Origin of the sequence: Paenarthrobacter sp. NCHU4564 (genome assembly GCF_052156435.1) — a bacterium.
Taxonomy (GTDB): Bacteria; Actinomycetota; Actinomycetes; order Actinomycetales; family Micrococcaceae; genus Arthrobacter.
In genome coordinates this window covers 93,125-115,501 of record NZ_JBQLIS010000011.1, presented here as the reverse complement: position 1 = coordinate 115,501, position 22,377 = coordinate 93,125, and the positions used below count along the sequence as shown (strand labels likewise).

The following is a 22,377-nucleotide window of genomic DNA, read 5'->3' as shown; positions in this document are numbered from 1 at the left end:
TGGGACCCGCTAGAAAACTGCGTTGAAGTCGCCCCAGCCCCAGCCGACTACCCCGGAACCCTTCCATCCGCCGGAACCGTTGCCGTAGTACATGCGCATCTGGCCGGCGGTGTCGATTCCCCAGACGTCGTTGGCGCGGTCGCCGTCGAAGTCGCCAACGCCGCCCAGCTTGGTGATGGCGTTCCAGCCTTGGCCAATCACACGGCTGGTGGTCCATCCTCCGCGCCCGTTGCCGCCGTAGAACACCAGGTTGCCGGCGCTGTCGCGGGCCAGGACGTCGGGCTTGCGGTCACCGTCGAAATCTCCCGGGGAGAAGATCGAGGTCATGCCGTTCCAGCCCCATCCCACGGTGGACGCGGACAGGAAGCCGCCGTGACCGTTCCCTGGATACAGAACCAGCTCTCCGTTGGCTTTGCGGGCCAGGAGGTCGTTGTTGCCGTCGCCGTTGAAGTCGCCGGCGGCGAAGATGGAACTGAAGACATGCCAGCCCCACCCGATTTGCTGGCGCGGGAACCATCCACCGTGCCAGTCGGCGGGGTAGAGATAAAGGGCACCGGAACCGTCACGGGCAATGACGTCGTTCTCGCCGTCGTTGTTGAAGTCGCCGGCGGCGAGCATGAGGTTGAAGATGTTCCAGCCGGAACCGACCTCGTAGGCCTGCTTCCACGTTCCGTTTCCTCCGGTGGGGAACAGGCCGAGGCGGCCCCAGGGGTCCCGGATCAGCAGGCTCATGGTGTAGTTGTCCCAGTACGCATCGCGGTAGAACCCGCTGGTGTGGGGTCGGTCGATGCTCACGGAAGTGACGTAATTGAAGTCCAGGGCCTCCAAGGTCACCGCCGCAGTACCCGAGGCTGGAAGGTTCCCGGAATTGTGGACTATGGATCCGTCCCGCCAGTAAGCAACCACGTTGCCCACCTCGGTCCGTGCTTCGACATACTGGGCGCGGTAGGAACCCGCAGGGGTGCCTTGGCCGAAGAACACTTCAAAGGTGTAGGTGGAATCGGCCGCACTGTAGGAGCCTTGGGTCAGTTCCTTGTGGACTTCGCCCGTGGCCGTGTTCCGGAAGGCGACATACACGTCGTTCAGCGGGCCGGAAGCCTGGAACGTGATCCGCGAGGTCGCATGACCGCCGGAGGCCACGTTTACGGGCGTCGTGGAGACCGCCACAGGAACGGGTGCGAACGTGTCATCAGCCTGCGCCGCTGGTGCCAGACCAAGTCCACCGGCCACCATGATGCTGCCAACGATTGCGGCCAGCCAATTGCGCACACGGCGCCGAGGAGTGCTCCCCATGATTCCCCCAATTCGGGCCGGCCACAGACAACCGGCAGGTATAAGTGAGTTGAGAGTACATGCTCGAAACCGCAGTCTGGGAATTTGCTGGCAAAAATTCACGCAGAAGACAAGTCAAGCTTCAAAAGCAACCGAAATCGGCTTAGAAAACCGCCGTGAAGCTGCCCCAGCCCCAGCCGACAGCCGCAGCACCTTTCCAGTTGCCGTTGCCCGCGCCGTAGTACATCACCAGTTGGCCGGTGGAATCGATGGCCCAGACGTCATTAAAGCCGTCGCCGTTGAAATCACCCGCGCCACCGATCCGTGACATGACGTTCCATCCGGTCCCGACGGCCCGCGCCGTGGTCCACCCTCCGCTGCCGTTGCCGCCATACAGCCGCAGGTTCCCGGCGGAGTCGCGCCCCATGATGTCGGGGTGGCCGTCGCCGTCGAAGTCGCCGGGGGAGAAGACGTGGCTGAGGACTTCCCAGCCCTGGCCCACTGCGCCGGGTGCCCGGAACCCGCCGTTTCCGTTGCCCGGATACAGCACCAAGGCGCCTGTGGGCGTGCGGGCCATGAGGTCGTTGTTGCCGTCGCCGGAGAAGTCGCCCACGGGGAAGACCGCGTCAAAGATGTTCCAGCCCCACCCGATTTCCTTGCGCGCCAGCCAGCCGCCAAGGCCGTTGCCCGGGTACAGGAAGAGCGTGCCGTTCCGGTCCCGGCCAATGACGTCGTTGAACCCGTCGCCGTTGAAGTCACCAGCGTTGAAGACGGTGTCGAAGACGTCCCAGCCGTAACCGATGGTCCTCCGGGCCTGCCAGCGGCCGGCTCCGTCCGTGGGGTACAGCAGCAGGTTCGCGGCAGCGTTCCGGGCGAACATGTCCAAGGAGGTACCGGCGTCGAACCCTTCTGCGGGCGGCTTGTTCCGCACCACGGTGCGGCCGTACACCGTGAACGGCCTGGTCATCCCGGCAGGATCACCGGCCTGGACTACTGCCCGGAAACCCACGACGGCGCCACGGTCGGCAGCGGTCAGGGTGTAGGTACTGCTGGTCGCACCGCTGATCGGGGTTCCGTTCCGCACCCATTCATACCTGACGCTGACGGGACCGCCGGCTGTTCCGGTGGAGACGGTGGCCTCGTTGAAGACGCCGGTGAGCTTTGATCCGACGGTCAACTTGCCCTGGAGTGTGGGAGGTGTGGCCGTCATGGGGGAAGTGGGCGTCAGCGGAAGCGACGACGCGGACACTGCGCGGTACCCGGACCGGGTTGCCGTCACGCGGACGGACAGGGTCTGGTCAAGGTCCGCTTCGATCACCCGGTAGCTGTTGACCGTCGCACCGGCGATCGGCTGCCCGTTCCGCAGCCATTGGTAGATGTAGCCGGTGGGCGGATGGGTCCAGGCGCCGTTGTCCGTGCTGAGGACCTGGTCGTAGCGCGCCGTCCCGGAGACTACCGGCGGCTTGGTGTTCGGGTTGTCCACCAGGGGGAGGGCGGGGTTGTCGACCGAGAAGTCGATCCTGTCCAGGGCGCCCGGGCGCTGGGTCGGCGCTTCCAGGCCCTGGGTGAGGAAGATGATGTTGCCATCGCGTCCGTACCGCACGGCACCTTGCCCTGCGGGCAGGGTGATGTTAACGCTGACCAGCCTGTAGCGGCCGGTTCGTTTGAAGGAGCTGCCCGTCACAGGAACCTTCGCCTGTGCGCTGTACGGTCCAGCGGCTGAACTGGTGGGGCCCAGGAGGGTCGCTTGTTCCAGAGTGTCCTGGTTGACGTAGGTGAATCCGACTTCCTTGGCAGGACCGTTCAGGGTGAAGGACACTGCAATGGTGTCGCCGGGCCCCGCAGTGGGCGGCGATGTCAGCGTGGCAACGGTGGGCAGCGGGACGCCCGGCCCGGCAGCGCCGGCCGGAACGGGTACGGCCATGACCAATCCTGCGACGAGCAACACCGCCACAAGAACCTTTAAAAGAGTGCGGACGGAAAAGAACACTGCCATGACTTCCCCCAGCCCTTAGAAGACGGCGTTGAAGCCGCCCCAGCCCCAGCCGATCACGCCGGAACCGTTCCAGCCGCCGTCGCCGTCACCGTAGTAGGCGATGAGGCGGCCGGACCCGTCCACGGCATGGACGTCAACGTTGCCGTTGCCGTCAATATCGCCGGCGGACGCAATGGTGGTCATGCCGCCCCAGCCCCAGCCGATGGTGGAGGACCCGCGCCAGCCGCCGCTTCCGTTGCCGGTGTACAGGCGAAGGTTTCCAGCGGTGTCCCGGGCCAGGACATCGACGTCGTTGTCCCCGTTAAAGTCACCCGGGGTGATGATCTGGTTGACCACGTTCCAGCCGGTGCCGGCTACCGACCTGCCCAGCCAGCCGCCGTTGCCGTTGCCGGGGTAGAGGAAGAGCGTGCCGGCGGAGTCCCGTGCCAGGACGTCGTTGTTGCCGTCTCCGTTGAAGTCGCCGGGGGAGACAATCGCAGTGAATCCGTTCCAGCCGCTGCCGATCTGCCGGCCGGCGAAGAAGCCGCCGTCGCCGGTGCCTGCGTAGAGGAACAAGCGGCCGGAAGAGTCGCGGGCCAGGATGTCGTTGACGCCGTCGCCGTTGAAGTCACCGGGCGAGAGGACGGAGGTGAACCCGTTCCATCCAGGTCCCACGGTACGGGGTGCTTCCCAGGCGTTGCCGGAGCGCGGATAAAGGACGAGGTTGCCGTCCGTCCGGCGGGCCAGAACCTCGAAGATGCCGCGGCCGGTGAATCCGTTGGCGCGGTGGGAAGCGGAGATCGCTGCGGTTTCCTGGCTGGATACCTCCACGGGGTCACAGCCGTTCTGGCTGGCTACCAGGTGTGCGGCGATTGTTGCTCCCCGGTCTTCCTCCGTGACGATGTAGTTCGGCCACTGCCTGGAAGAGGGGACGCCGTCGCGGGTCCAATAGATGCTGTAGTCCGGCCCGGCAGCAGCTCCGCAACCGCTGAACGAACCCTGTTCGATCTCCACGGTGAGCGTCGAGCCAACGAACGGAGCGCCGTGGATGACAGGTTGGTCGGGATCCATGGTTGCCTGGGCCGGGGCCGGTGCGAGCATGAATGCCGCTGCAAATACGGCCGCGATTCCGGCTACGGCCCGGCGCACGCCAAACACAGGGCACGGTAAAGCGTTCATTGTGTCCTCCCCAGACTTATGCGCCAATAATATCGCGGCTGGGTTTCAGCTAAAAGATTGCTGTGAACCCGCTCCAACCATTACCTGCCGGCTCGGACTTGCGCCAGCCGGTCCTTCCATCGCTGTAATACATGACCAGCCGGCCCTGTTGGTCCACGCCGTAGACATCGGGAAAGCCGTCCCGGTCAAAGTCGCCCGCAGCGCCGACAGACTTGAGGGCACTCCAACCCACCCCGATCAGCCACGACCGCGTCCACCCGCCGGCGCCGTTGCCGCCATAGAAGTAGAGGTAGCCGCTGCGGTCCCGCGCCAAAACGTCGACCTTGCCGTCGCCGTTGAAGTCTCCGGGAGTCACCAGTGCGTCCATCACCTGCCAGCCCTGCCCGACGGCGGTCCTCGCCAACCAGCCTCCGGAACCGTTGCCGGGGTAGAGGTACAGGGCGCCACCTGGCTCCCTGGCCAGGATGTCGCTGTGGCCGTCACCGTTGAAGTCGCCCGGGCTGACAATCTGGTCGAAGATGTTCCAGCCCTTGCCGATCACTTGGGCCGGCTTCCAGCCGCCGGTTCCGTCGCCCGCGTACAGGTAAAGGGTGCCGGAGGCGTCCCGCGCCAGGACGTCACCTTTGCCGTCACCATTGAAATCTCCCGGGCCGAGCAGCGCAGTGAAACCGCTCCAGCCCCAGCCCACGGCACGCGTGGTGTCCCAGGCTGTTCCCTTGCGCCCGTACAGCATGAGTGTGCCGTCGTTGGCGCGGGCCAGGAGTTCGAAGCTGCGGCCGGTGAAGCCGCTGGCGCGGTTGGCCGCTGCCACGGGTCCGGTCTCGTTGCTGTGCAGCGTTTCTCCGGAACACGCGGTCTTGCTTGCTGTGAGGTGGGCGGACATCCGGGCGCCGGTGTCGTCGGGCTGCAGGACGTAGCTGCGGGCTGTTTCACCCGCCACGAGGAAGCCGTCGCGGGTCCAGTACACCGTGAAGTCCGGGCCTTTTCCGCCGCCGCAGCCATAGAAGGTATAGGGCCCGATCTCCGTGGTGAGCGTCTTGCCCACCACGGCCTCCCCCTGGACCACCGGGTCGGGGCCGCTGCTGGGGGCTGCAGACGCCGGCAGGGCGCCCAGTGCCATGACCGCCGCCGTGGCCGTTGCAAGCGCCGCTGCCATCCGGCGTCGTAATGTCCCCATGCTGTTTCCTCCTGCGCGCCCCTGTGCCCCAACCGGGTCGAAGTTGGGGGTGAAAACCTTCCTGAAGTTTAGGGTCGCGGGTAGCCGAATCCGGGGAGCGGCATGCTGCCGGCCTGATCCAGGCACTCTCAGGAAACAGTCAAGAAGCTCCCGTATCATTGATGCGATCGGCCAGCCGCGGGTCCTCGATTCCGGCCGGCCGCTGCCTTGCCAGCTTCCCAAGAGATCGCCGGAGATGTCTGCAGCAAATTCACTGGAACCGTACTCACTGGATCTGACCACGGGGTTGCCCCGCATGGCTGCCGCGCCCACCACGCCGCGGCAGTTGCTGCGCTATGCCCGGATCCTGAAGACGGCCGCAGGTTTTGCGCAACGCCAGTTCGACACACTGAGCCTTTCGGACGTTGCCGCCCGGGCCGATGTTCCGCTGGGAACTCTGTACCGCTACTTCCCGTCCACTGCACATCTCATGCTCGCGGTCTACCGGCAGCAATTGCGTGAGCTGAAGGACGGGCTGCGGCAGCGCGACGGCAAGGGCCATGTGCTCTCCGGGCTGATGATGGAGATCTTCCACCTGCGGGTCATGCAGCCGGGCGTCGAACATTGCCTGATCCGGCCTGCGGGCAAGGACACTGACACGGCGCAGCTGCTGCGGGAGATCGATGTCCTGTCCGAGGAAGTGGTGGGTTCTTTGACGGACCGCGGCAGCAAGGACCCGGCCAGGGCACGTATCCTCCTGCATCTGGTCAGCGGGCTGGTCCAGGCGGTCCGGTGCCGTCGGCTGTCCCTTTTTGAAGCGGAGAAGGACCTCAAGAGGGCCTGCAGCCTGCTCACCGGCGACTGACTGGTCTAGACCGGATGCCTGCTGGGATGCGGTTTTTCCCGTGACGTGAGTCACATTATTTGCTGGATAAACGTTTTACTCTCGAATCGTCTCTCTTGGTATTGAATCTTGTACCTTCCGGGCTTGCCTACGCTGGAAAGACCGAAGCGGCTAGCAGCCCATCTCTGCAGAAGCACCTTCCAGGCCAGCCACCTTTTGGCCTGAACAGCAGTTCTGTTCCTGCCCGAATCATTGCCGTGGGTCCACGGCTAGCCTGAGGAGACAACGACGTGTCCACCGAGACAATCGCTACTGAAACCACTGACAACCTGATCCTCACCGATGAGGAAATCTTCACCGCCCACGAGGGCGGCAAGCTCACCGTCACGAGCACTGTTCCGCTCAACGACAAGCGCGACCTCTCCATCGCCTACACCCCCGGCGTCGCACAGGTCAGCCGCGCCATCCACGCCGACCCCAAGCTGGCCCGCACCCACACCTGGGCAGAGCGCCTGGTGGTAGTGGTCAGCGACGGCACCGCCGTCCTCGGCCTGGGCAACATCGGTCCCAGCGCTTCCCTCCCTGTGATGGAGGGCAAATCGGCGCTGTTCAAGACCTTCGGCGACCTCGACTCCATCCCGCTGGTCCTCAACACCACCGACGTGGACGAGATCATCGAAACCCTGGTCCGCCTCCGCCCGAGCTTCGGCGCAGTGAACCTCGAAGACATTTCGGCGCCGCGCTGCTTCGAACTCGAAGAGCGGCTCATCGAGGCCCTGGATGTCCCGGTCATGCACGATGACCAGCACGGCACCGCCGTTGTGGTCCTCGCAGCGCTCACCAACGCCGCCAAGGTGACCAACCGCGCCATCGAAGGCCTGAAGGTAGTTGTCTCGGGCGCAGGAGCCGCCGGCATCGCCATCGCCGAGATCCTCCTGGCCGTGGGCATCAAGGATGTCATCCTGCTCGACTCCAAGGGTGTCATCAACGCTGACCGTGCAGACCTCGTGGCCGATTCCGGCAGCGTCAAGGCCCGCTTCGCCCAGCGCACCAACCCCCGCGGCGTCAGCGGCGGCCCGGCAGAGGCCCTGACCGGCGCCGATGTCTTTGTGGGTGTCTCCTCCTCCAAGCTGGATGAAGAACACCTCAAGCTCATGAACGACCAGTCGATCGTGTTCGCGCTGTCCAACCCGGACCCCGAGGTCCTGCCGGAGGTGGCCCGCAAGCACGCCGCTGTTGTTGCTACCGGCCGGAGCGACTTCCCGAACCAGATCAACAACGTCCTGGCCTTCCCGGGCATCTTCCGCGGTGCCCTGGACGCAGGTGCCCGCCGCATCACGTCCGAGATGAAGATCGCGGCGGCCCTCGCCATCGCTGAACTTGCTGAGGAAGACCTCTCCGCCGACTACATCGTGCCGAGCCCGCTGGATGCCCGCGTGGCACCTGCGGTCACCGCGGCAGTCGCTGCCGCAGTCACCAAGTAGCGGTCACCACCGCTTCCACAACGACGGCGACCCTCCCCACCGCGGGGAGGGTCGCCGCAGTCGTAGGCGTCAGAAGGCCGGACCGAAGTTCAGCCACCTAGACTTGGGGCCATGAACGCCGAACTTATCGTGACCATCCTGTGCGGCCTGGCCATTGCGGTAGGGATAGCCGGGACCATCATTCCGGTGCTGCCCGGAAGCATCCTGATCGGCGCAAGCCTGCTGGCCTGGGCCATCTGGGGAGGAGCCGGAACGCTGGGTTGGGTGGTCTTCGGTGTGGGCCTGGTATTCGTGATCGCGGGCATGGCGGCGAGCGCGGTCCTGACCGGGCGGAAACTCAAGGAACATGGCATCCCCAACAGGTCCGTGGTGATCGGACTCGTGCTGGGCGTCGTGGCCATGTTCCTCATACCCGTGGTGGGGCTCCTGGTGGGGTTCGCCGTCGGCCTTCTGCTCAGCGAGGTCCAGCGGACCCGCAACTTCCGCACCGCCGTCCGGTCCAGCCTGGCTGCCATCAAGGCCACGGGCATCGGCATCCTGGTGGAGTTCGGGCTGGCGTGCGCCGCCGGGAGCACGTGGATCATCGGGGTGTGGATCAACGCCGCGACCCCTTAACCACGCGCCGAGATGGCACTTAATGACAATGCTGGGCGGCAACATTGTGATCTTTTGCCATCTCGGCGGCGGCTTAGAAGCCCGCAGGCAGGCAGGAAGCAAGGCCCTACTTCAACACGATCGTCCTGTTCCCATTCAGGATGATCCGCCCTTCGCAGTGCCAACGAACGGCGTTGCTGAGGGCCTTGCATTCCGTGTCCCGACCGGCGGCTACGAGATCGTCCGGTCCGAACGTGTGGTCCACCTCCACTACCTGCTGCGAGATGATCGGTCCCTCATCGAGCTCGCCGTTGACGTAGTGCGCTGTAGCGCCCACGGTCTTGACGCCTCGTGCGTAAGCCTGGTGGTACGGCTTGGCGCCCTTGAAGCTCGGAAGGAACGAGTGGTGGATGTTGATGGCCCGGCCGTCAAGCTTCCGGGCAAGGTCGTCACTGAGGACCTGCATGTAGCGCGCCAGGACCACGAGTTCAACGTCGAGCTCGTCGATGATCTCCAGCAGGCGTGCCTCGGCAGCGGGCTTGGTGGCGGCTGTGACGGGGACATGGAAGTACGGGATCCCGTGCCATTCAGCGAGGCCCTTGTGGTCGAGGTGGTTGGACACCACTCCCACCACGTCGATCGGAAGCTCACCGATGCGGGCCCGGAAGAGCAGGTCATTCAAGCAGTGCCCGAATTTGGACACCATGATCAAGACGCGGCGCTTGTAGCCCTGGCGTTCCAGTTGCCAGTTCATGCCGTACTTCTCGCCGACCGGGGCAAAAGAAGAACGCAGCGCCTCAACCGTGGACTCGTCTCCCTCGGATGCGAAGTGCACCCGCATGAAGAAGTGACCCTCGGCGCGATCGCCGAACTGCTTGTTGTCGATGATGTCGCAGCCGTGCTCCAGCAGGAACCCGGAGACCGCGTGCACAATGCCGGGACCTTCGGGGCAGTCCAGGGTGAGCACGTGCTCCACGGTGGTCCCTTCACCGGAAGGAACGGAGGTTTCGGTTTGGATGGCAGTCATTGCTAGCACTCCACTACGTTGACGGCGAGGCCTCCACGGGAGGTCTCTTTGTACTTGGATTTCATGTCGGCACCGGTTTCGCGCATGGTCTTGATCGCCTTGTCGAGGGAGACCTTGTGGCTGCCGTCGCCATGCAGCGCCAGGCGGGCCGCGTTGATGGCCTTGACGCTCGCGATCGCATTGCGCTCGATGCACGGAATCTGCACCAGCCCGCCCACGGGGTCGCAGGTGAGGCCAAGGTTGTGCTCGATCCCGACTTCTGCGGCATTCTCAACCTGCCTCGGAGTTCCGCCGAGCACCTCGCAGAGCCCTGCGGCCGCCATGGAGCAGGCCGAACCCACCTCGCCCTGGCAGCCGACTTCGGCTCCCGAAATCGAAGCATTGATCTTGAACAGGATCCCGACGGCGGCCGCGGCCAGCAGGAACCGCACGACGCCGTCGTCGTTGGCTCCTGGAACAAACTTGGTGTAGTAGTGCAGCACCGCCGGCACAATGCCGGCCGCGCCGTTGGTGGGTGCCGTAACGATCCGGCCGCCGGCCGCGTTCTCCTCGTTCACCGCCAAGGCAAACAGGTTCACCCATTCCATGGCGAGCAGGGGATCGCTGCTGTTGGACGCGTCGGCTTCAGCCAGCTTCTTGAACAACGACGGCGCCCGTCGCTTGACGCTCAAGCCTCCCGGCAGGATTCCCTCGGCAGAGCAGCCGTTGTCCACGCACTCCCGCATGACGGCCCAGATGCCCAGCAGCCGTTCGCGGAGCTCCTCCTCGGAACGCCAGACGAGCTCGTTGGCCAGCATGATGTCGGAGATGGATTTGCCTTCGCGTTCGCAGATGGCCAGGAGTTCGTCGCCGGTCGTGAAAGGGTAGGGCTGGACCGTGGTGTCCGGCACCACCTTCTCCGTGCCGGTGACGTCGCCATCAACCACGAAGCCGCCGCCGATCGAGTAATAGCTGCGCTCCCGCAATACCGCGCCGGTGTGATCCAGGGCGCGGAAGGTCATCCCGTTGGGGTGGGCAGGGAGGGATTTGCGGCGGTGCAGGACCACGTCCTCTTCCCAGTTGAAGTCCACCCGGTGGGTTCCGCCCAAGCGCAGCTCTGCATCCAGCGCAGCAGCCGCCACCTGGTCATCCGCCGTGCGGGTGTCCACTGTTTCGGGGGAGTGGCCCTGCAAACCCAGGACCACGGCTTTGTCCGAGCCGTGGCCCCGGCCGGTGGCGCCCAGGGAGCCGAAAAGCTCAGCCTGGACGCGCACCGTGGCCGGGAGTTGGCCGGACGAAACAAGTCCGTCCGTGAACTGCTTTGCCGCCCGCATGGGGCCGACCGTGTGTGAAGACGACGGCCCGATGCCAACGGAAAACAGGTCGAGCACACTCAGTGCCATTACGGGACCTCAGGCGACGCGTACTCCCGCATGGAATCCAGGAGCCAACGACCCAGGTAATCGGCAAAGGAAGCGCGCGGGAAGATCTTGAACGACTCCTCGTCGACCTTCCAAAGGACCACCGGGATGTGTCCGATTTCCGTGGACAGGGCGGTGCCTGCCTTCAGGACACGGGGGTGGAGGTCCAGTGCGCAGCTCTTCTCCAGGACTGCGCGGGCGCGGCTACCCGAGAGCTCGAACGTGGTGCGGTTGGCGGAGAGGTCCACCACCTGGCCGGAGTCGCTGCCCAGAGCGGCCGTCAGGTCGCTGACCAGGGAGCCGCCGAGGGAATCGTGGGATTCCTCCGGTGCCACGACCAGGAATTCGGTGGGGCCGAGCCACACGGTGCTGGCGGAATCCGAGGACACTACCTCACCGCACGCGGCAGGCAAGCCGCCGGTGACGGACGCAACCCGGGTACCGGCGTCGGACGTCCTGTCCACCCGGACACCCACCTGGGTCTGGTAGGGGATTTCCTTGAGCGTCACCGCCCCGGGCACTGAGCCGGCGGCGAAGGCGTCGGCAAGGTGCTCGGCCGGGCTGCGGCGCGCGGCGCGAACGCGGTCAACATTCACGGTTTCTGCGGGAGTTGCTGTCTCAGCCATCTTTGCGGGTCCCTTCAGCATCAAAAAGTACGGTTTCGCCAACAACCACGTCCACCAGCTGGTCTCCCACGGAAGCCACGAGGGTTTCGCCAATGCGGTTGCGGCCGTTCTGGATCAGGGCCAAGCCAAAGGAACGGCCCAGGGCGGCGCTGTGGTAGCTCGAGGTCACGAAGCCTTCCATGGGAACGGGACCGTTGGCCGGGTTGACCGCGATGCCCTTCTCCACCAGCTGGGTGCCTTCGGGCAGCTTCAAGGAGTGGTTCACGGGCAGGACGCTCACCAGGTGCTTGCGGTCCTCGCGCTTGGAATCCTCTCGGAGGTAGGAACGCTTGCCGATGAAGTCCTTGGCCTTGGAGACGATCCACTCCATGCCGGCATCCTGCGGGGTGACCGTGCCATCGGTGTCCTGACCCACGATCGGGTAGCCCTTTTCGGCGCGGAGGACGTGCATGGTTTCCGTGCCGTAAGGGGTGATGTTGAACTCGGCACCTGCGGCAGCAACCGCTTCCCAGGTGTTGAGTCCGTACCAGGACGGAACGTTGATTTCGTAGGCCAGTTCACCGGAGAAGGAGATCCGGCATACACGGGCCTGAACGCCCGAGGCCAGCGTGGTCTCGCGGAAGGTCATGAACGGGAAGTTCTCTGCTTCCAGCCCACCGTTTTCGGCCAGCTGCGGAGCCACCTTGGCGATCACCGCACGGGACTTGGGACCGACGACGGCGATCGTGCTCCACTGCTCCGTGACGGAGGTGAAGACCACATCCAGTTCCGGCCACTCCGTCTGGTGCCACTCTTCCAGCCAGTCCAGCACCTTGGCTGCGCCGCTGGTGGTGGTGGTCATGAAGTAGGTGTCTTCGTCCAGGCGCAGGGTCACGCCGTCATCGAAGATCATGCCGTCCAGCGTGCACATGACGCCGTAGCGGGCGGAGCCGGGAGCGAGCTTCTTGAACGCGTTGGTGTAGACGCGGTTCAGGAACTCACCGGAGTCCTTGCCACGGATTTCGATCTTGCCGAGGGTTGTGGCGTCCATGAAGCCCACGGAGTCGCGGACTGCGGCGCACTCGCGGAGTACCGCGGTGTCCATGTCCTCGCCGGCCTGCGGGTAGTACCAAGGACGCTTCCACTGTCCGACGTCTTCGAACAGCGCACCCTGGGCAACGTGCCACGGGTGGATCGAGGTGACGCGGGCGGGGTCGAACAGCTCGCCGCGCTGGCGTCCGGCCAGGGCTGCGAAGGCCACCGGGGTAAACGGCGCGCGGTACGCGGTGGTGCCGATCTCGCCGATGCCCGGAACAGCGTCCGCGCCGCCGAACTTGAGCGCTGCGGCAATGACGCCGATTGCGTTGACGCCGGAGGTCTTGCCCTGGTCATTGGCGGTGCTGATGGAGGTGTACCGCTTGACGTGTTCCACCGAGCGCATGCCGGCACCGGTGGAGCGGAGGACATCGGCCACGGACTGGTCGCGCTGGAAGTCAACGAAGTGGTTGTGCCATTCACCCGGTTCGCCGCTCTGGCCGGGAACCAGCCACAGCTGGCGGGTGGGTGCGCTGGCTACCGGAGCCTTGACCTCGGAAGGAGTCACTGCGGACTCGAAGCCTGCAGCGATGGATGCGGCTGCACCGGCGGAGATACCCTCTGCCAGGCAGTCCTGCAGTTCGTAGCTGCCACGGCCTGCGCCCACAACCTGCTGGTCGCGGACCACGGTGGAGGGGACGAACGCTGCGAGTTCATCGTCCCAACGCAGTTTGCCCTGGCGCTGGCTGTGGAGGTGGACCACAGGGCTCCAGCCACCGGACACGGCGAGGACATCGGCGGCGATCTGCTCGACGCCCGAGGTGAGTTCGCCGTCGTCGTTGATGCTGCGGACGGTGACGCCGCTGAGGCGGCCCGACTCATCTGCGCTGGTATCGGCAACGGCGCTGCCGATCAGGACGCGCAGGCCGGATTCGACGGCGGCTGCGGCCTTTTCGCTGATCTGCGGACGGGCATCGACGACGGCGGCAACCGGCACGCCTGCTGCCTTCAGGTCCGCGGCGAGCAGGTAGGCGGAGTCGTTGGTGGTGCTGATGACGACGCGCGAACCGACGGCGACGGCGTAGCGGTTGAGGTAGGTGCGGACGGCCGAGGCGAGCATGATGCCCGGGCGGTCGTTGTTCTCGAAGACCAGCGGACGCTCGTGGGCGCCCGGTGCCAGGACTACCTGTGCAGCACGGATGTGCCAAATACGGGTACGGGAGACGCCGGGAGCTGCAGGAACGCTCAGGTGGTCCGTGCGGTTCTGGGCTGCAATCAGGTAGTTGGAGTCGTAGGAGCCGAAAGCCGTGGTGCGGTGCAGGACCGTGCATTCCTCGGCAGAAACGAGTTCGGCTTCAACGTCGGCAACCCACTCCAGGGCGGGCTTGCCTTCGATCTCTTCCGCGAGTCCCTCCGCGGTGGAACCGGAAAGCAGCGAACCGCCGAGTTCGGGCTGGTCGTCGATCAGGATGACGCGGGCGCCGGTGCGGACTGCTTCACGGGCAGCTGCCAGGCCGGCAACGCCGCCGCCGACCACCAGGACGTCGGTGTGGACGTACTTCTTGTCGTACTCTGCCTTGTCTTCGGCCGGGTCAAGCTTGCCCAAGCCGGACAGGAGCTCGATGCTCTGTCCGTCCACCAGCGAAACAGCCGTGGCGGGGAGCATGGACTCGGCAACGTGGCCGGGGAAGCGGGGCGCGATCTTGACCAGTGCGTTCGGCTCTTCGACCCCTGCGGCGACAATACCGCGGGGGCGGTCCTCGTAGAGGGAGTTGCCTGCGTTGATGTGGCCGTTGGCAAGGAGGGCCGAAGCGATGGTGTCACCGGGGTGGCCGACGAATTCCTGGCCATCCACGGTGAACCGCCAGGTGATGCTGCGGTCAATGCGGCCGCCGGTGGCAAGGCGGGCGTTCTGGCTGCTCACTTCTGGGCTCCTTCCGGGGAGGTGGTTGTGGTGGGGGCTGCCGGTGCGAGTCCGGGGGTGCCGGCTTGACCTGCTGCTCCCTGGTCTGTCGCTGCGAGGTCCGGCCGCGGTGAGCCCATCGCGTAGATCGAGTGGATGTCGTAGCTCACGGTGTCCCGGAGCATGTTGAACCACTGGCGGCAACCGGTGCTGTGAACCCAGCGTTCGGCGTAGGTGCCCTTGGTGTTCTCGCGGTAGAAGAGGTACTCAGCCCACTCCCGGTCCGTGAGGTCGTTCGGGTTTTCCGGGTAGGGGACGTGGGCCTGTCCGCCGTAGTGGAATTCGGTTTCGTCGCGTGGCCCGCAGTTGGGGCATGAAATGAGGAGCATGTCTTTTCCTGTCCTGTGCGGCTAGTGGGCCACGGCTGCGGCGCCGTGTTCGTCGATCAAGGCACCGGTCTCGAAGCGTTCCAGTGCGAAGGGAGCGTTTAGCTTGTGCGGTGCGCCCGTGGCGATCGTGTGGGCGAAGGTGAGGCCCGCTGCCGGGGTTCCCTTGAAGCCACCGGTTCCCCAGCCACAGTTGACGAACATGTTTTCCACCGGGGTCACGCCGACGATCGGCGAAGCGTCCAGCGTGGTGTCCACGATGCCGCCCCAGGTACGGAGCACGTGGGCCCGGGCGAAGATCGGGAAGAGTTCCACGGCTGCTGCCATCTGCTCCTCGATCACGTGGAAGGAGCCGCGCTGGCCGTAGCCGTTGTAGGAGTCGACGCCCGCACCCATGACCAGTTCACCCTTGTGCGCCTGGGAGACGTACACGTGGACGTGGTTGGACATGACCACCGTCGGGTGGACGGGCTCGTGCAGTTCGGAGACCAAAGCCTGCAGCGGGTGGGACTGGATCGGCAGGCGGAACCCGGCCATCTCGGCCAGGACCGAGCTGTGGCCGGCGGCTGCCAGGCCTACCTTCTCAGTGTGGATGGTTCCGCGCGTGGTCTTGACGCCGGTGACGCGGTTGCCGTCCTTGATGAAGCCGGTGACTTCGCAGTTCTGGATGATGTCCACGCCCAGCTCGTCGCACTTGCGGGCGAAGGCCCACGCAACGTGGTCGTGCTTGGCGATGCCAGCGCGTGGCTGGTAGGTGGCACCCATGACGGGGTAGCGGATGTTGTCGCTCGTGTTCAGGATGGGACAGAGTTCCTTGACCTGGTCCGGCTCCAGCCATTCTGCGTCCACACCGTTGAGGCGGTTGGCGCCGACGCGCCGCATGCTTTCGCGGACATCGCCCAAGGTGTGGGCGAGGTTCATGACACCGCGCTGGCTGAACAGGAAGTCGTACTCGAGTTCCTCGGGAAGGATTTCCCACAGCTTGAGGGCGTGCTCGTAGATGGCCGCGCTCTCGTCCCAGAGGTAGTTGGAGCGGATGATGGTGGTGTTGCGGGCCATGTTGCCACCGGCCAGCCAGCCCTTTTCGAGGATGGCGATGTTGGTCATGCCATGGTTCTTGGCCAGGTAGTAGGCCGTGGCCAGGCCGTGCCCGCCGCCACCGACGATTACTGCGTCATAGGACTGCTTGGGTTCGGGGTTGCGCCAGAGGAAGTCAGGGTGTTCGGGGAGGTGGTCGACACTCACTGGGCTGCTCCAATCATTTCTGCTTCGAGTACGGATTCGGCACCATTGCCGTTGTTGGAAAGGTGGGGGTACAGCGGGAACTTGTCCGCCAGCACGGTCACGCGGTTGCGGAGTTCGACGGCGGTCTGGTCATCCAGGGTGCCGGTGGCTGCCGAGGCGATCAACGCCGTCGCAATGATGTCTGCTACTTCAGTGAATTCCTCGGCGCCGAAGCCGCGGGCGGCAAGTGCCGGGGTGCCGACGCGGAGGCCGGAGGAGACCATCGGCGGGCGCGGGTCGAAGGGGACGGCGTTGCGGTTGACGGTGATGCCGATGCGGTGGAGGGCATCTTCGCCCTGCTGGCCGTTGAGTTCGGAGTTGCGGAGGTCGACGAGGACCAGGTGGACGTCGGTGCCGCCGCTGACTACCGAGATGCCGGCCTGGGCAACATCATCCTGCAGGAAGCGCTCGGCCAGAATCTTGGAGCCTTCCAGCACGCGGACCTGGCGTTCCTTGAACTCAGGCTCGGAGGCGAACTTGAAAGCCACGGCCTTGGCGGCAATGACGTGCTCCAGCGGTCCACCCTGCTGTCCGGGGAACACTGCGGAGTTGACCTTCTTGGCGATGTCGGCGTCGTTGGTCAGGATCACGCCGCCGCGCGGGCCGCCGAGGGTCTTGTGCGTGGTGCTGGTGACGATGTGGGCGTGGGGGACAGGGCTCGGGTGCAGGCCTGCTGCCACCAGTCCGGCGAAGTGTGCCATGTCCACCATGAGGTAGGCGCCTACCGAATCGGCGATCCGGCGGAATTCGGCGAAGTCCAGCTGGCGGGAGTAAGCGGACCAGCCGGCAACGATCAGCTGCGGCTTGTTCTCGACGGCGAGGCGCTCCACCTCGGCCATATCGATGGTGTGGGTGTCCTCGCGGACGCTGTACGGGACCACGTTGTAGAGCTTGCCGGAGAAGTTGATCCGCATGCCGTGGGTGAGGTGTCCGCCGTGGGCGAGGTTGAGGCCCATGATGGTGTCGCCGGGGGTGATCAGCGCGTGCATGGCAGCAGCGTTGGCCTGGGCACCGGAGTGCGGCTGTACGTTGGCGTATTCGGCGCCGAACAGGGACTTCAGACGGTCGATGGCCAGCTGTTCGATCACATCAACGTGTTCGCAACCGCCGTAGTACCGCTTGCCCGGGTAGCCTTCAGCGTACTTGTTGGTCAGCACTGAGCCCTGGGCTTCCATGACTGCGGTGGGAGCAAAATTCTCCGAGGCAATCATCTCCAGCGTGGACTGCTGGCGGATAAGCTCCTGGGCGATCGCCTGATCAACCTCCGGGTCCGCCTGTGCGAGCGGGCGGATCAGCGGTTCAACCATGGTGTTCTCCTTTGACGTGCTTCTAGCGGCCGACTGTTAGGCAACTGATATATTAGAACTATTGCCATAGTATGTTGAACGTCACATAGTCGTCAACGGGTCGGTCAAAACTCGTCCGGCAGACCGCTTTACGGCCACGGGAAGAGAGTCATGAGCACAGCACTGGAAGCGTTGGAATCGGCACCGCAGGGTACGTCCCTGGCGGAAAACGCCTACCTGCTCCTGCGCGACAGGCTCATCATGCTGGATATCAAGCCTGGCGACCCCATCAATGACGGTCAGATCGCGGCCGAGCTCGGCATTGGACGCACACCGGTCCGCGAGGCGATCAAGCGGCTGGAGAGTGACCACCTCGTGGTTTCCTACCCTCGCCGCGGCACCTTCGCGACCGGGGTGGACATCACCCAGCTCGCGGAGGTCTCCGAAATTCGTGAACTGCTGGAACCCCTTGCCTCGCGTAAGGCCGCCCGAATGGCCAGCCCTGCCATGCGTTCCGAGCTTCGTGATGTTGCCGCGGCCATCCGTGAGCTTGAAGGCCAGGATGCTTCCTCCAAGGAACTCATGCGGTACGACATTCAGGTACACCGGCTCATCTACAAGGCCTCGGCCAACGCCCACCTTGAGGACGTCCTGATCCGCTACGACAACCTGGCCACCCGCATCTGGTGCCACATGCTGGAGAAGATGCCCTCGGTTTCGGGGCATATCTCCGAGCATGCCGAGCTCCTGACGGCCATTGCCGACGGTGATGAAGAGCTGGCCGCCAAGTTGGCCACGCACCATGTAGTGAGCTTCGAAGAGACCATCCGCAAGGTCCTCTAACCCCTCTCTCACCTTTTTCCCGCTTTTTTGGGGACGCTCTCTCACCTTTTTCCCGTTTCTTAGGGACGCTCTCTCACCTTTCGTGTCGTTTTTGGGGACGCTCTCTCACTGTCCGCGCGCGGGTTGGTCGGCCCATGCTCGACGGCGGCACTCGCTTGGTCGCAGCAGGTACCTCAGCTGCCGGGCTGGTGAGAGAGCGTTGCGCCGGGGTGGGGTTTTGGTGGCAGAGCGTTGCGCCGGGGTGGGGTTTTGGTGAGAGAGCGTTGCGCCGGGGTGGGGTTTTGGTGGCAGAGCGTTGCGCCGGGGTGGGGTTTTGGTGGCAGAGCGTTGCGCCCGGGTGGGGTTTTGGTGAGAGAACGTTGCGTTTCAGGCTCACATGGCGCAACAGGGTCTCACGTATGACAACTCGCCGCTCGGCTTAGCTGCTCCGGCTGTTGTGTTGCCCTAGATCGGTTTCGTCGCAATATTCTGTTCCAGGTAAACCTTGACCGTGCCGCAGGTCACACATACTCTGGTGCAACAGTGTTGCGTTGAATGCAACCCCAAAGATTTTGGTGGATCCATGACTAACGAAACATCCTCAGTGGCAACCGCTGCTTCCAATCCGAAAAGCCGAGTCAGCAGGGACACGCGACGACGCGTCGTCACCGCCAGCTTCATCGGCAACTTTGTCGAATGGTTCGACTACGCCGTCTACGGCTACCTCGCAGGCATCATCTCGACCGTCTTCTTCCCTGAGTCCGATCGGCAGACCGCACTCCTGGCAACGTTCGGCGTCTTTGCGATCTCCTTCTTTGTGCGGCCAATCGGTGGTTTCATCTGGGGCCATATCGGCGACAGGATCGGACGCAAGCAGGCGCTGAGCCTCTCCATTCTGATGATGTCGGTCGCTACGTTCTGCATCGCCCTGATCCCCGGCTACGCCACGATCGGCGTCATGGCTCCGATCCTGCTTTTGCTGGTCAGGGTGGTCCAGGGATTCTCCGCGGCAGGTGAGTATGCCGGGGCTTCCGCCTTCCTGGTGGAATACGCGCCGGCCGGTCGGCGCGGACTGTATGCCGCCGTCGTGCCTGCCAGTACCGCAGCGGGACTGCTGCTGGGATCGTTGCTTGCCGCCCTCCTCAGTTCGCTGATGACCGCTGAGCAGCTCAACGAGTGGGGTTGGCGCCTTCCGTTCCTCCTGGCCGCGCCGATGGGCCTGATCGGCCGCTACATCCGGACCAAACTGGAGGACACGCCGGCGTTCCGGGAACTGGCCGAGAAGGACCATGCGGTGAAGGCGCCCGCGTTCGCGATGTTCCGCCGCTACAAGAAGCAGTTGATCATCGCCACCGGCGCGGTGCTGCTGAATGCCGTCGGCTTCTACGTGATCCTCAGCTACATGCCGACGTACCTCTCGGAAGAACTGGGCTTCGGCGCGACGGAGTCGTTCCTGGCTACCACCATTGCCTTGGCCAGCTACATCGGCTTCATCTTCCTGACCGGCATCGCGTCGGACAAGTTTGGCCGGAAGCGGATGCTGCTCACAGCGTCCATCCTGTTCGCGCTGCTGACTGTGCCGGCGTTCATGCTCCTGGACACGCGGAACTTCCTGGTGATTGTGCTGGTGCAGATCCTCCTCGGCGGAATGCTCACCCTGAACGACGGGACGCTCCCCAGCTTCCTCGCGGAACTTTTCCCCACCAAGGTCCGCTACACCGGCTTTGCTGTCAGCTTCAACCTCTCCAACGCCTTGTTCGGCGGCACCGCCCCGTTCATGGCCACCCTCCTGATCGGCATGACCCACAACCAGTTGGCACCCGGCTGGTACCTGGTGGCTGCCTCCCTTGTTTCCCTCATCGCAGTCCTCTTCGCAGCAGAAACGTCAAAGAAGCCGCTGCAGCAGGACTGACAAACAACCACACCCATTGAAAGGAACACCCATGACCATCACCCAAGACCAGGCTGTCAACGACGTCGCCAAGCTTGAGCGCCTCAAGGTCCTCAACAACGGCCGGAAAGTCTCCTTGACCTTCTCCGACGCCGAGTTCGAGCGCCGTCTCGCCGGCCTCCGCCGCATCATGGCCGAGAAGGACCTCGACGCCGTGGTCCTCACCAGCTACCACTCCATCAAGTACTACTCCGACTTCCTCTTCACGTACTTCGGCCGTTCGTACGGGATGGTGGTCACCAAGGATGACACGGTCACCATCACGGCAAATATCGACGCCGGAATGCCTTGGCGCCGCAGCTACGGTGAGAACCTCGTGTACACGGACTGGCGGCGTGACAACTACATCCATGCCATCCAGGAAGTCCTGCGCACGCGCGGCATCAAGCCGCGCCGCATCGGCGTCGAAGATGACTTTCTGCCGCTGGACAACCGCAACAAGATCCAGGCCGCGTTCGCCGACGCGACGCTCGTTGACGTGGCCCAAGCCGCGATGCGCCAGCGCATGATCAAGTCGGCTGAGGAAATCGAGGTCATCAAGCACGGCGCCCGCATCGGTGACCTTGGCGGCGAGGCAATCCGCAACGCCATCAAGGCCGGAATCACCGAATACGAGGTAGCGCTGATCGGTACCGAAGCCATGGTCCACGAGATCGCGCGCACCTTCCCGAACTCGGAAATCCGTGACACATGGGTGTGGTTCCAGTCGGGCATCAACACTGACGGCGCGCACAACTGGGCAACTACGCGAAAGATCCAGGAACACGACATCCTGTCCCTGAACTGCTTCCCGATGACCAGCGGCTACTACACGGCACTTGAACGGACCCTGTTCTATGGCGAACCCGATGCCCGCTCGCTGGAACTGTGGAACATCAACGTCGAGGTACACAAACGAGGCCTGAAGCTCATCAAGCCCGGTGCCGTCTGCAAGGACATTGCCGCCGAGCTCAACGAGATCTATGTCAACCATGGCCTTCTCGCCAACCGCACCTTCGGCTACGGCCACTCGTTCGGCGTGCTCAGCCACTACTACGGCCGCGAAGCCGGACTGGAACTGCGTGAGGACATCGAGACGGTGCTGGAACCGGGCATGGTGGTGTCCATGGAACCGATGATCACTGTCCTGGATGGGCAGCCGGGTGCCGGCGGCTACCGCGAGCACGACATTCTGGTGGTTGGCGAGGACGGTGCGGAGAACATCACCAAGTTCCCGTTCGGCCCCGAGCACAACATCATCGGAGCGTAAGTGATGGGACCGGTGGTCACGGTGCACGGTGGCCACCGGCCCGATCGCGCCGCCGTCCGGTTCGTGCCCGCGAGACGGTTCCGGTGCGGGCGACCCGGCGAAATATAGTGAATCCATGACTCCCGCGGAATCCAACGATGCTCCCAGCAACGGCGAAGGCAAAGGCGCCTCAGTAATCGTCAACGCCATCGCAGTGCTGAAGAGCTTCAGTGCCGAAGAACCTCTGCTCGGGGTCACCGAAATAGCCGGCCGCATCGGCATGCACAAGAGCACGGTGTCGCGCATCCTTGCCACTTTGGAGCAAGAGGGTTTGGTAGAGCGCGACGTCGATTCGCGCAGGTTCCGCTTGGGGCTGGGAATGATCGCCATGGCTGGCCCCCTCTTGGCGGAACTTGAAGAGCGCCGCGTCGCGTATCCGGTCCTCCGGGAGTTGACCGAACGCACCGGTGAGACCAGTGCGCTCATGGTGTGGAACGGCGTCGAATCCATGTGCGTTGAGCAGATCCCCAGCCGGCATCAGGTGAAGCACCTTGCTCCACTCGGCGCGCGCTACAACGAAGCTCTCAGTTCGTCAGTGCAGGTGTTTCTCGCTGGGGAGAATCCCGATCGCGTCCGGAGCCTGCTGCGCAGCGGCTCGGTCACGTTGCCCGGACTGGATGACGACGCCGTTGAGGCGTACGTCGGGCGGTTGGCGGAAGCGTCCAAGCGCGGATGGGCCGTCAATTTCGGAGAAACGTCCATTGAGGAAGTGGGCGTGGCCTCGCCCGTCTACGACCATCGCGGCGACATCGTGGCGTCCGTGCTGATCCCCGCACCCAAATTCAGGGTCTCCGAAGACATCCTGAACAGCCTTGGCGAAGCGTGCGCCGCCGCAGCAGCTAAGGTCACCACGCGCTTGGGCGGGCGCCCTCAGGCGTAGAGGCTC

At 64.4% G+C, this 22,377-nt stretch carries 18 protein-coding genes; 7 read left to right on the top strand and 11 right to left on the bottom strand.

Features of this window, described 5'->3' with window-relative positions; all coding sequences use genetic code 11:
* Window positions 1-9 precede the first annotated feature (9 nt).
* The 4 genes from ACSVIE_RS12940 to ACSVIE_RS12925 form a co-directional block, all read right to left on the bottom strand.
* On the bottom strand, window positions 10-1,293 hold the full coding sequence (locus ACSVIE_RS12940; protein ID WP_442424105.1) for an FG-GAP repeat domain-containing protein: 1,284 nt from the start codon (window positions 1,291-1,293) through the stop codon (window positions 10-12).
* Window positions 1,294-1,435: 142 nt separating this feature from the next.
* Window positions 1,436-3,196 (bottom strand): FG-GAP-like repeat-containing protein, encoded by a 1,761-nt coding sequence (locus ACSVIE_RS12935; protein WP_442424104.1) that lies wholly within the window; start codon window positions 3,194-3,196, stop codon window positions 1,436-1,438.
* Window positions 3,197-3,283: 87 nt separating this feature from the next.
* On the bottom strand, window positions 3,284-4,426 hold the full coding sequence (locus ACSVIE_RS12930) for an FG-GAP repeat domain-containing protein (RefSeq protein WP_442424103.1): 1,143 nt from the start codon (window positions 4,424-4,426) through the stop codon (window positions 3,284-3,286).
* 49 nt (window positions 4,427-4,475) lie between these two features.
* Complete coding sequence (locus tag ACSVIE_RS12925) at window positions 4,476-5,603, bottom strand: FG-GAP repeat domain-containing protein (RefSeq protein ID WP_442424102.1); 1,128 nt, start codon at window positions 5,601-5,603, stop codon at window positions 4,476-4,478.
* A 235-nt stretch (window positions 5,604-5,838) separates the two neighbouring features.
* Between ACSVIE_RS12925 and ACSVIE_RS12920 the strand changes: the two genes are divergently transcribed.
* From ACSVIE_RS12920 to ACSVIE_RS12910, 3 genes are all read left to right on the top strand, one after another.
* Window positions 5,839-6,447: a TetR/AcrR family transcriptional regulator gene (locus tag ACSVIE_RS12920; RefSeq protein ID WP_426004591.1), complete on the top strand. Its 609-nt coding sequence runs from the start codon at window positions 5,839-5,841 to the stop codon at window positions 6,445-6,447.
* A gap of 269 nt (window positions 6,448-6,716) precedes the next feature.
* On the top strand, window positions 6,717-7,910 hold the full coding sequence (locus ACSVIE_RS12915) for an NAD(P)-dependent malic enzyme (RefSeq protein ID WP_442424101.1): 1,194 nt from the start codon (window positions 6,717-6,719) through the stop codon (window positions 7,908-7,910).
* A 111-nt stretch (window positions 7,911-8,021) separates the two neighbouring features.
* Window positions 8,022-8,525, top strand: a complete 504-nt coding sequence (locus ACSVIE_RS12910; RefSeq protein WP_442424100.1) for a DUF456 domain-containing protein — start codon at window positions 8,022-8,024, stop codon at window positions 8,523-8,525.
* Between the two features lie 106 nt (window positions 8,526-8,631).
* Here ACSVIE_RS12910 and purU read toward each other — a convergent pair whose 3' ends face one another.
* The 7 genes from purU to glyA are packed head-to-tail and all read right to left on the bottom strand — an operon-like array spanning window position 8,632 to window position 17,451.
* Window positions 8,632-9,531 (bottom strand): formyltetrahydrofolate deformylase, encoded by a 900-nt coding sequence (gene purU, locus ACSVIE_RS12905; RefSeq protein ID WP_442424099.1) that lies wholly within the window; start codon window positions 9,529-9,531, stop codon window positions 8,632-8,634.
* A 2-nt stretch (window positions 9,532-9,533) separates the two neighbouring features.
* Window positions 9,534-10,913 carry an L-serine ammonia-lyase gene (locus ACSVIE_RS12900; RefSeq protein WP_426004585.1) on the bottom strand — a complete coding sequence of 460 codons (1,380 nt, stop codon included), beginning with the start codon at window positions 10,911-10,913 and terminating at the stop codon, window positions 9,534-9,536.
* Window positions 10,913-11,557 (bottom strand): sarcosine oxidase subunit gamma, encoded by a 645-nt coding sequence (locus tag ACSVIE_RS12895; protein WP_442424098.1) that lies wholly within the window; start codon window positions 11,555-11,557, stop codon window positions 10,913-10,915. The genes ACSVIE_RS12900 and ACSVIE_RS12895 overlap by 1 nt, the downstream gene beginning before the upstream one ends.
* Window positions 11,550-14,495 carry a 2Fe-2S iron-sulfur cluster-binding protein gene (locus tag ACSVIE_RS12890; RefSeq protein ID WP_442424097.1) on the bottom strand — a complete coding sequence of 982 codons (2,946 nt, stop codon included), beginning with the start codon at window positions 14,493-14,495 and terminating at the stop codon, window positions 11,550-11,552. The genes ACSVIE_RS12895 and ACSVIE_RS12890 overlap by 8 nt, the downstream gene beginning before the upstream one ends.
* Window positions 14,492-14,863: a sarcosine oxidase subunit delta gene (locus ACSVIE_RS12885; protein ID WP_426004582.1), complete on the bottom strand. Its 372-nt coding sequence runs from the start codon at window positions 14,861-14,863 to the stop codon at window positions 14,492-14,494. Before ACSVIE_RS12885 ends, ACSVIE_RS12890 begins: the two co-directional genes overlap by 4 nt.
* Before the next feature lie 21 nt (window positions 14,864-14,884).
* Window positions 14,885-16,105: a sarcosine oxidase subunit beta family protein gene (locus ACSVIE_RS12880; protein ID WP_442424096.1), complete on the bottom strand. Its 1,221-nt coding sequence runs from the start codon at window positions 16,103-16,105 to the stop codon at window positions 14,885-14,887.
* Window positions 16,102-17,451 carry a serine hydroxymethyltransferase gene (gene glyA / locus ACSVIE_RS12875; protein WP_442424095.1) on the bottom strand — a complete coding sequence of 450 codons (1,350 nt, stop codon included), beginning with the start codon at window positions 17,449-17,451 and terminating at the stop codon, window positions 16,102-16,104. The genes ACSVIE_RS12880 and glyA overlap by 4 nt, the downstream gene beginning before the upstream one ends.
* A gap of 150 nt (window positions 17,452-17,601) precedes the next feature.
* On the opposite strand from glyA, the gene ACSVIE_RS12870 reads away from it, so the two are divergent.
* The 4 genes from ACSVIE_RS12870 (at window position 17,602) to ACSVIE_RS12855 (ending at window position 22,371) form a co-directional block, all read left to right on the top strand.
* A complete protein-coding gene (locus ACSVIE_RS12870; RefSeq protein ID WP_442424094.1) occupies window positions 17,602-18,273 on the top strand; it encodes a GntR family transcriptional regulator in 672 nt (223 codons plus the stop codon).
* 562 nt (window positions 18,274-18,835) lie between these two features.
* Entirely contained in the window at window positions 18,836-20,164 is a 1,329-nt protein-coding gene (locus ACSVIE_RS12865) for an MFS transporter (RefSeq protein WP_426004576.1), read from the top strand.
* A 31-nt stretch (window positions 20,165-20,195) separates the two neighbouring features.
* A complete protein-coding gene (locus ACSVIE_RS12860) occupies window positions 20,196-21,452 on the top strand; it encodes an aminopeptidase P family protein (RefSeq protein WP_442424093.1) in 1,257 nt (418 codons plus the stop codon).
* A gap of 115 nt (window positions 21,453-21,567) precedes the next feature.
* Window positions 21,568-22,371, top strand: a complete 804-nt coding sequence (locus ACSVIE_RS12855; RefSeq protein WP_442424092.1) for an IclR family transcriptional regulator — start codon at window positions 21,568-21,570, stop codon at window positions 22,369-22,371.
* Window positions 22,372-22,377 lie beyond the last annotated feature (6 nt).

What these genes read in the sequence shown, in the direction of transcription:
- ACSVIE_RS12940 (WP_442424105.1), bottom strand. Translation starts at nt 1,293, where the DNA reads ATGGGGAGCACTCCTCGGCGCCGTGTGCGCAATTGGCTGGCCGCAATC.
- ACSVIE_RS12935 (WP_442424104.1), bottom strand. Translation starts at nt 3,196, where the DNA reads ATGGCCGTACCCGTTCCGGCCGGCGCTGCCGGGCCGGGCGTCCCGCTG.
- ACSVIE_RS12930 (WP_442424103.1), bottom strand. Translation starts at nt 4,426, where the DNA reads ATGAACGCTTTACCGTGCCCTGTGTTTGGCGTGCGCCGGGCCGTAGCC.
- ACSVIE_RS12925 (WP_442424102.1), bottom strand. Translation starts at nt 5,603, where the DNA reads ATGGGGACATTACGACGCCGGATGGCAGCGGCGCTTGCAACGGCCACG.
- ACSVIE_RS12920 (WP_426004591.1), top strand. Translation starts at nt 5,839, where the DNA reads ATGTCTGCAGCAAATTCACTGGAACCGTACTCACTGGATCTGACCACG.
- ACSVIE_RS12910 (WP_442424100.1), top strand. Translation starts at nt 8,022, where the DNA reads ATGAACGCCGAACTTATCGTGACCATCCTGTGCGGCCTGGCCATTGCG.
- purU (WP_442424099.1), bottom strand. Translation starts at nt 9,531, where the DNA reads ATGACTGCCATCCAAACCGAAACCTCCGTTCCTTCCGGTGAAGGGACC.
- ACSVIE_RS12900 (WP_426004585.1), bottom strand. Translation starts at nt 10,913, where the DNA reads ATGGCACTGAGTGTGCTCGACCTGTTTTCCGTTGGCATCGGGCCGTCG.
- ACSVIE_RS12895 (WP_442424098.1), bottom strand. Translation starts at nt 11,557, where the DNA reads ATGGCTGAGACAGCAACTCCCGCAGAAACCGTGAATGTTGACCGCGTT.
- ACSVIE_RS12885 (WP_426004582.1), bottom strand. Translation starts at nt 14,863, where the DNA reads ATGCTCCTCATTTCATGCCCCAACTGCGGGCCACGCGACGAAACCGAA.
- glyA (WP_442424095.1), bottom strand. Translation starts at nt 17,451, where the DNA reads ATGGTTGAACCGCTGATCCGCCCGCTCGCACAGGCGGACCCGGAGGTT.
- ACSVIE_RS12870 (WP_442424094.1), top strand. Translation starts at nt 17,602, where the DNA reads ATGAGCACAGCACTGGAAGCGTTGGAATCGGCACCGCAGGGTACGTCC.
- ACSVIE_RS12865 (WP_426004576.1), top strand. Translation starts at nt 18,836, where the DNA reads ATGACTAACGAAACATCCTCAGTGGCAACCGCTGCTTCCAATCCGAAA.
- ACSVIE_RS12860 (WP_442424093.1), top strand. Translation starts at nt 20,196, where the DNA reads ATGACCATCACCCAAGACCAGGCTGTCAACGACGTCGCCAAGCTTGAG.
- ACSVIE_RS12855 (WP_442424092.1), top strand. Translation starts at nt 21,568, where the DNA reads ATGACTCCCGCGGAATCCAACGATGCTCCCAGCAACGGCGAAGGCAAA.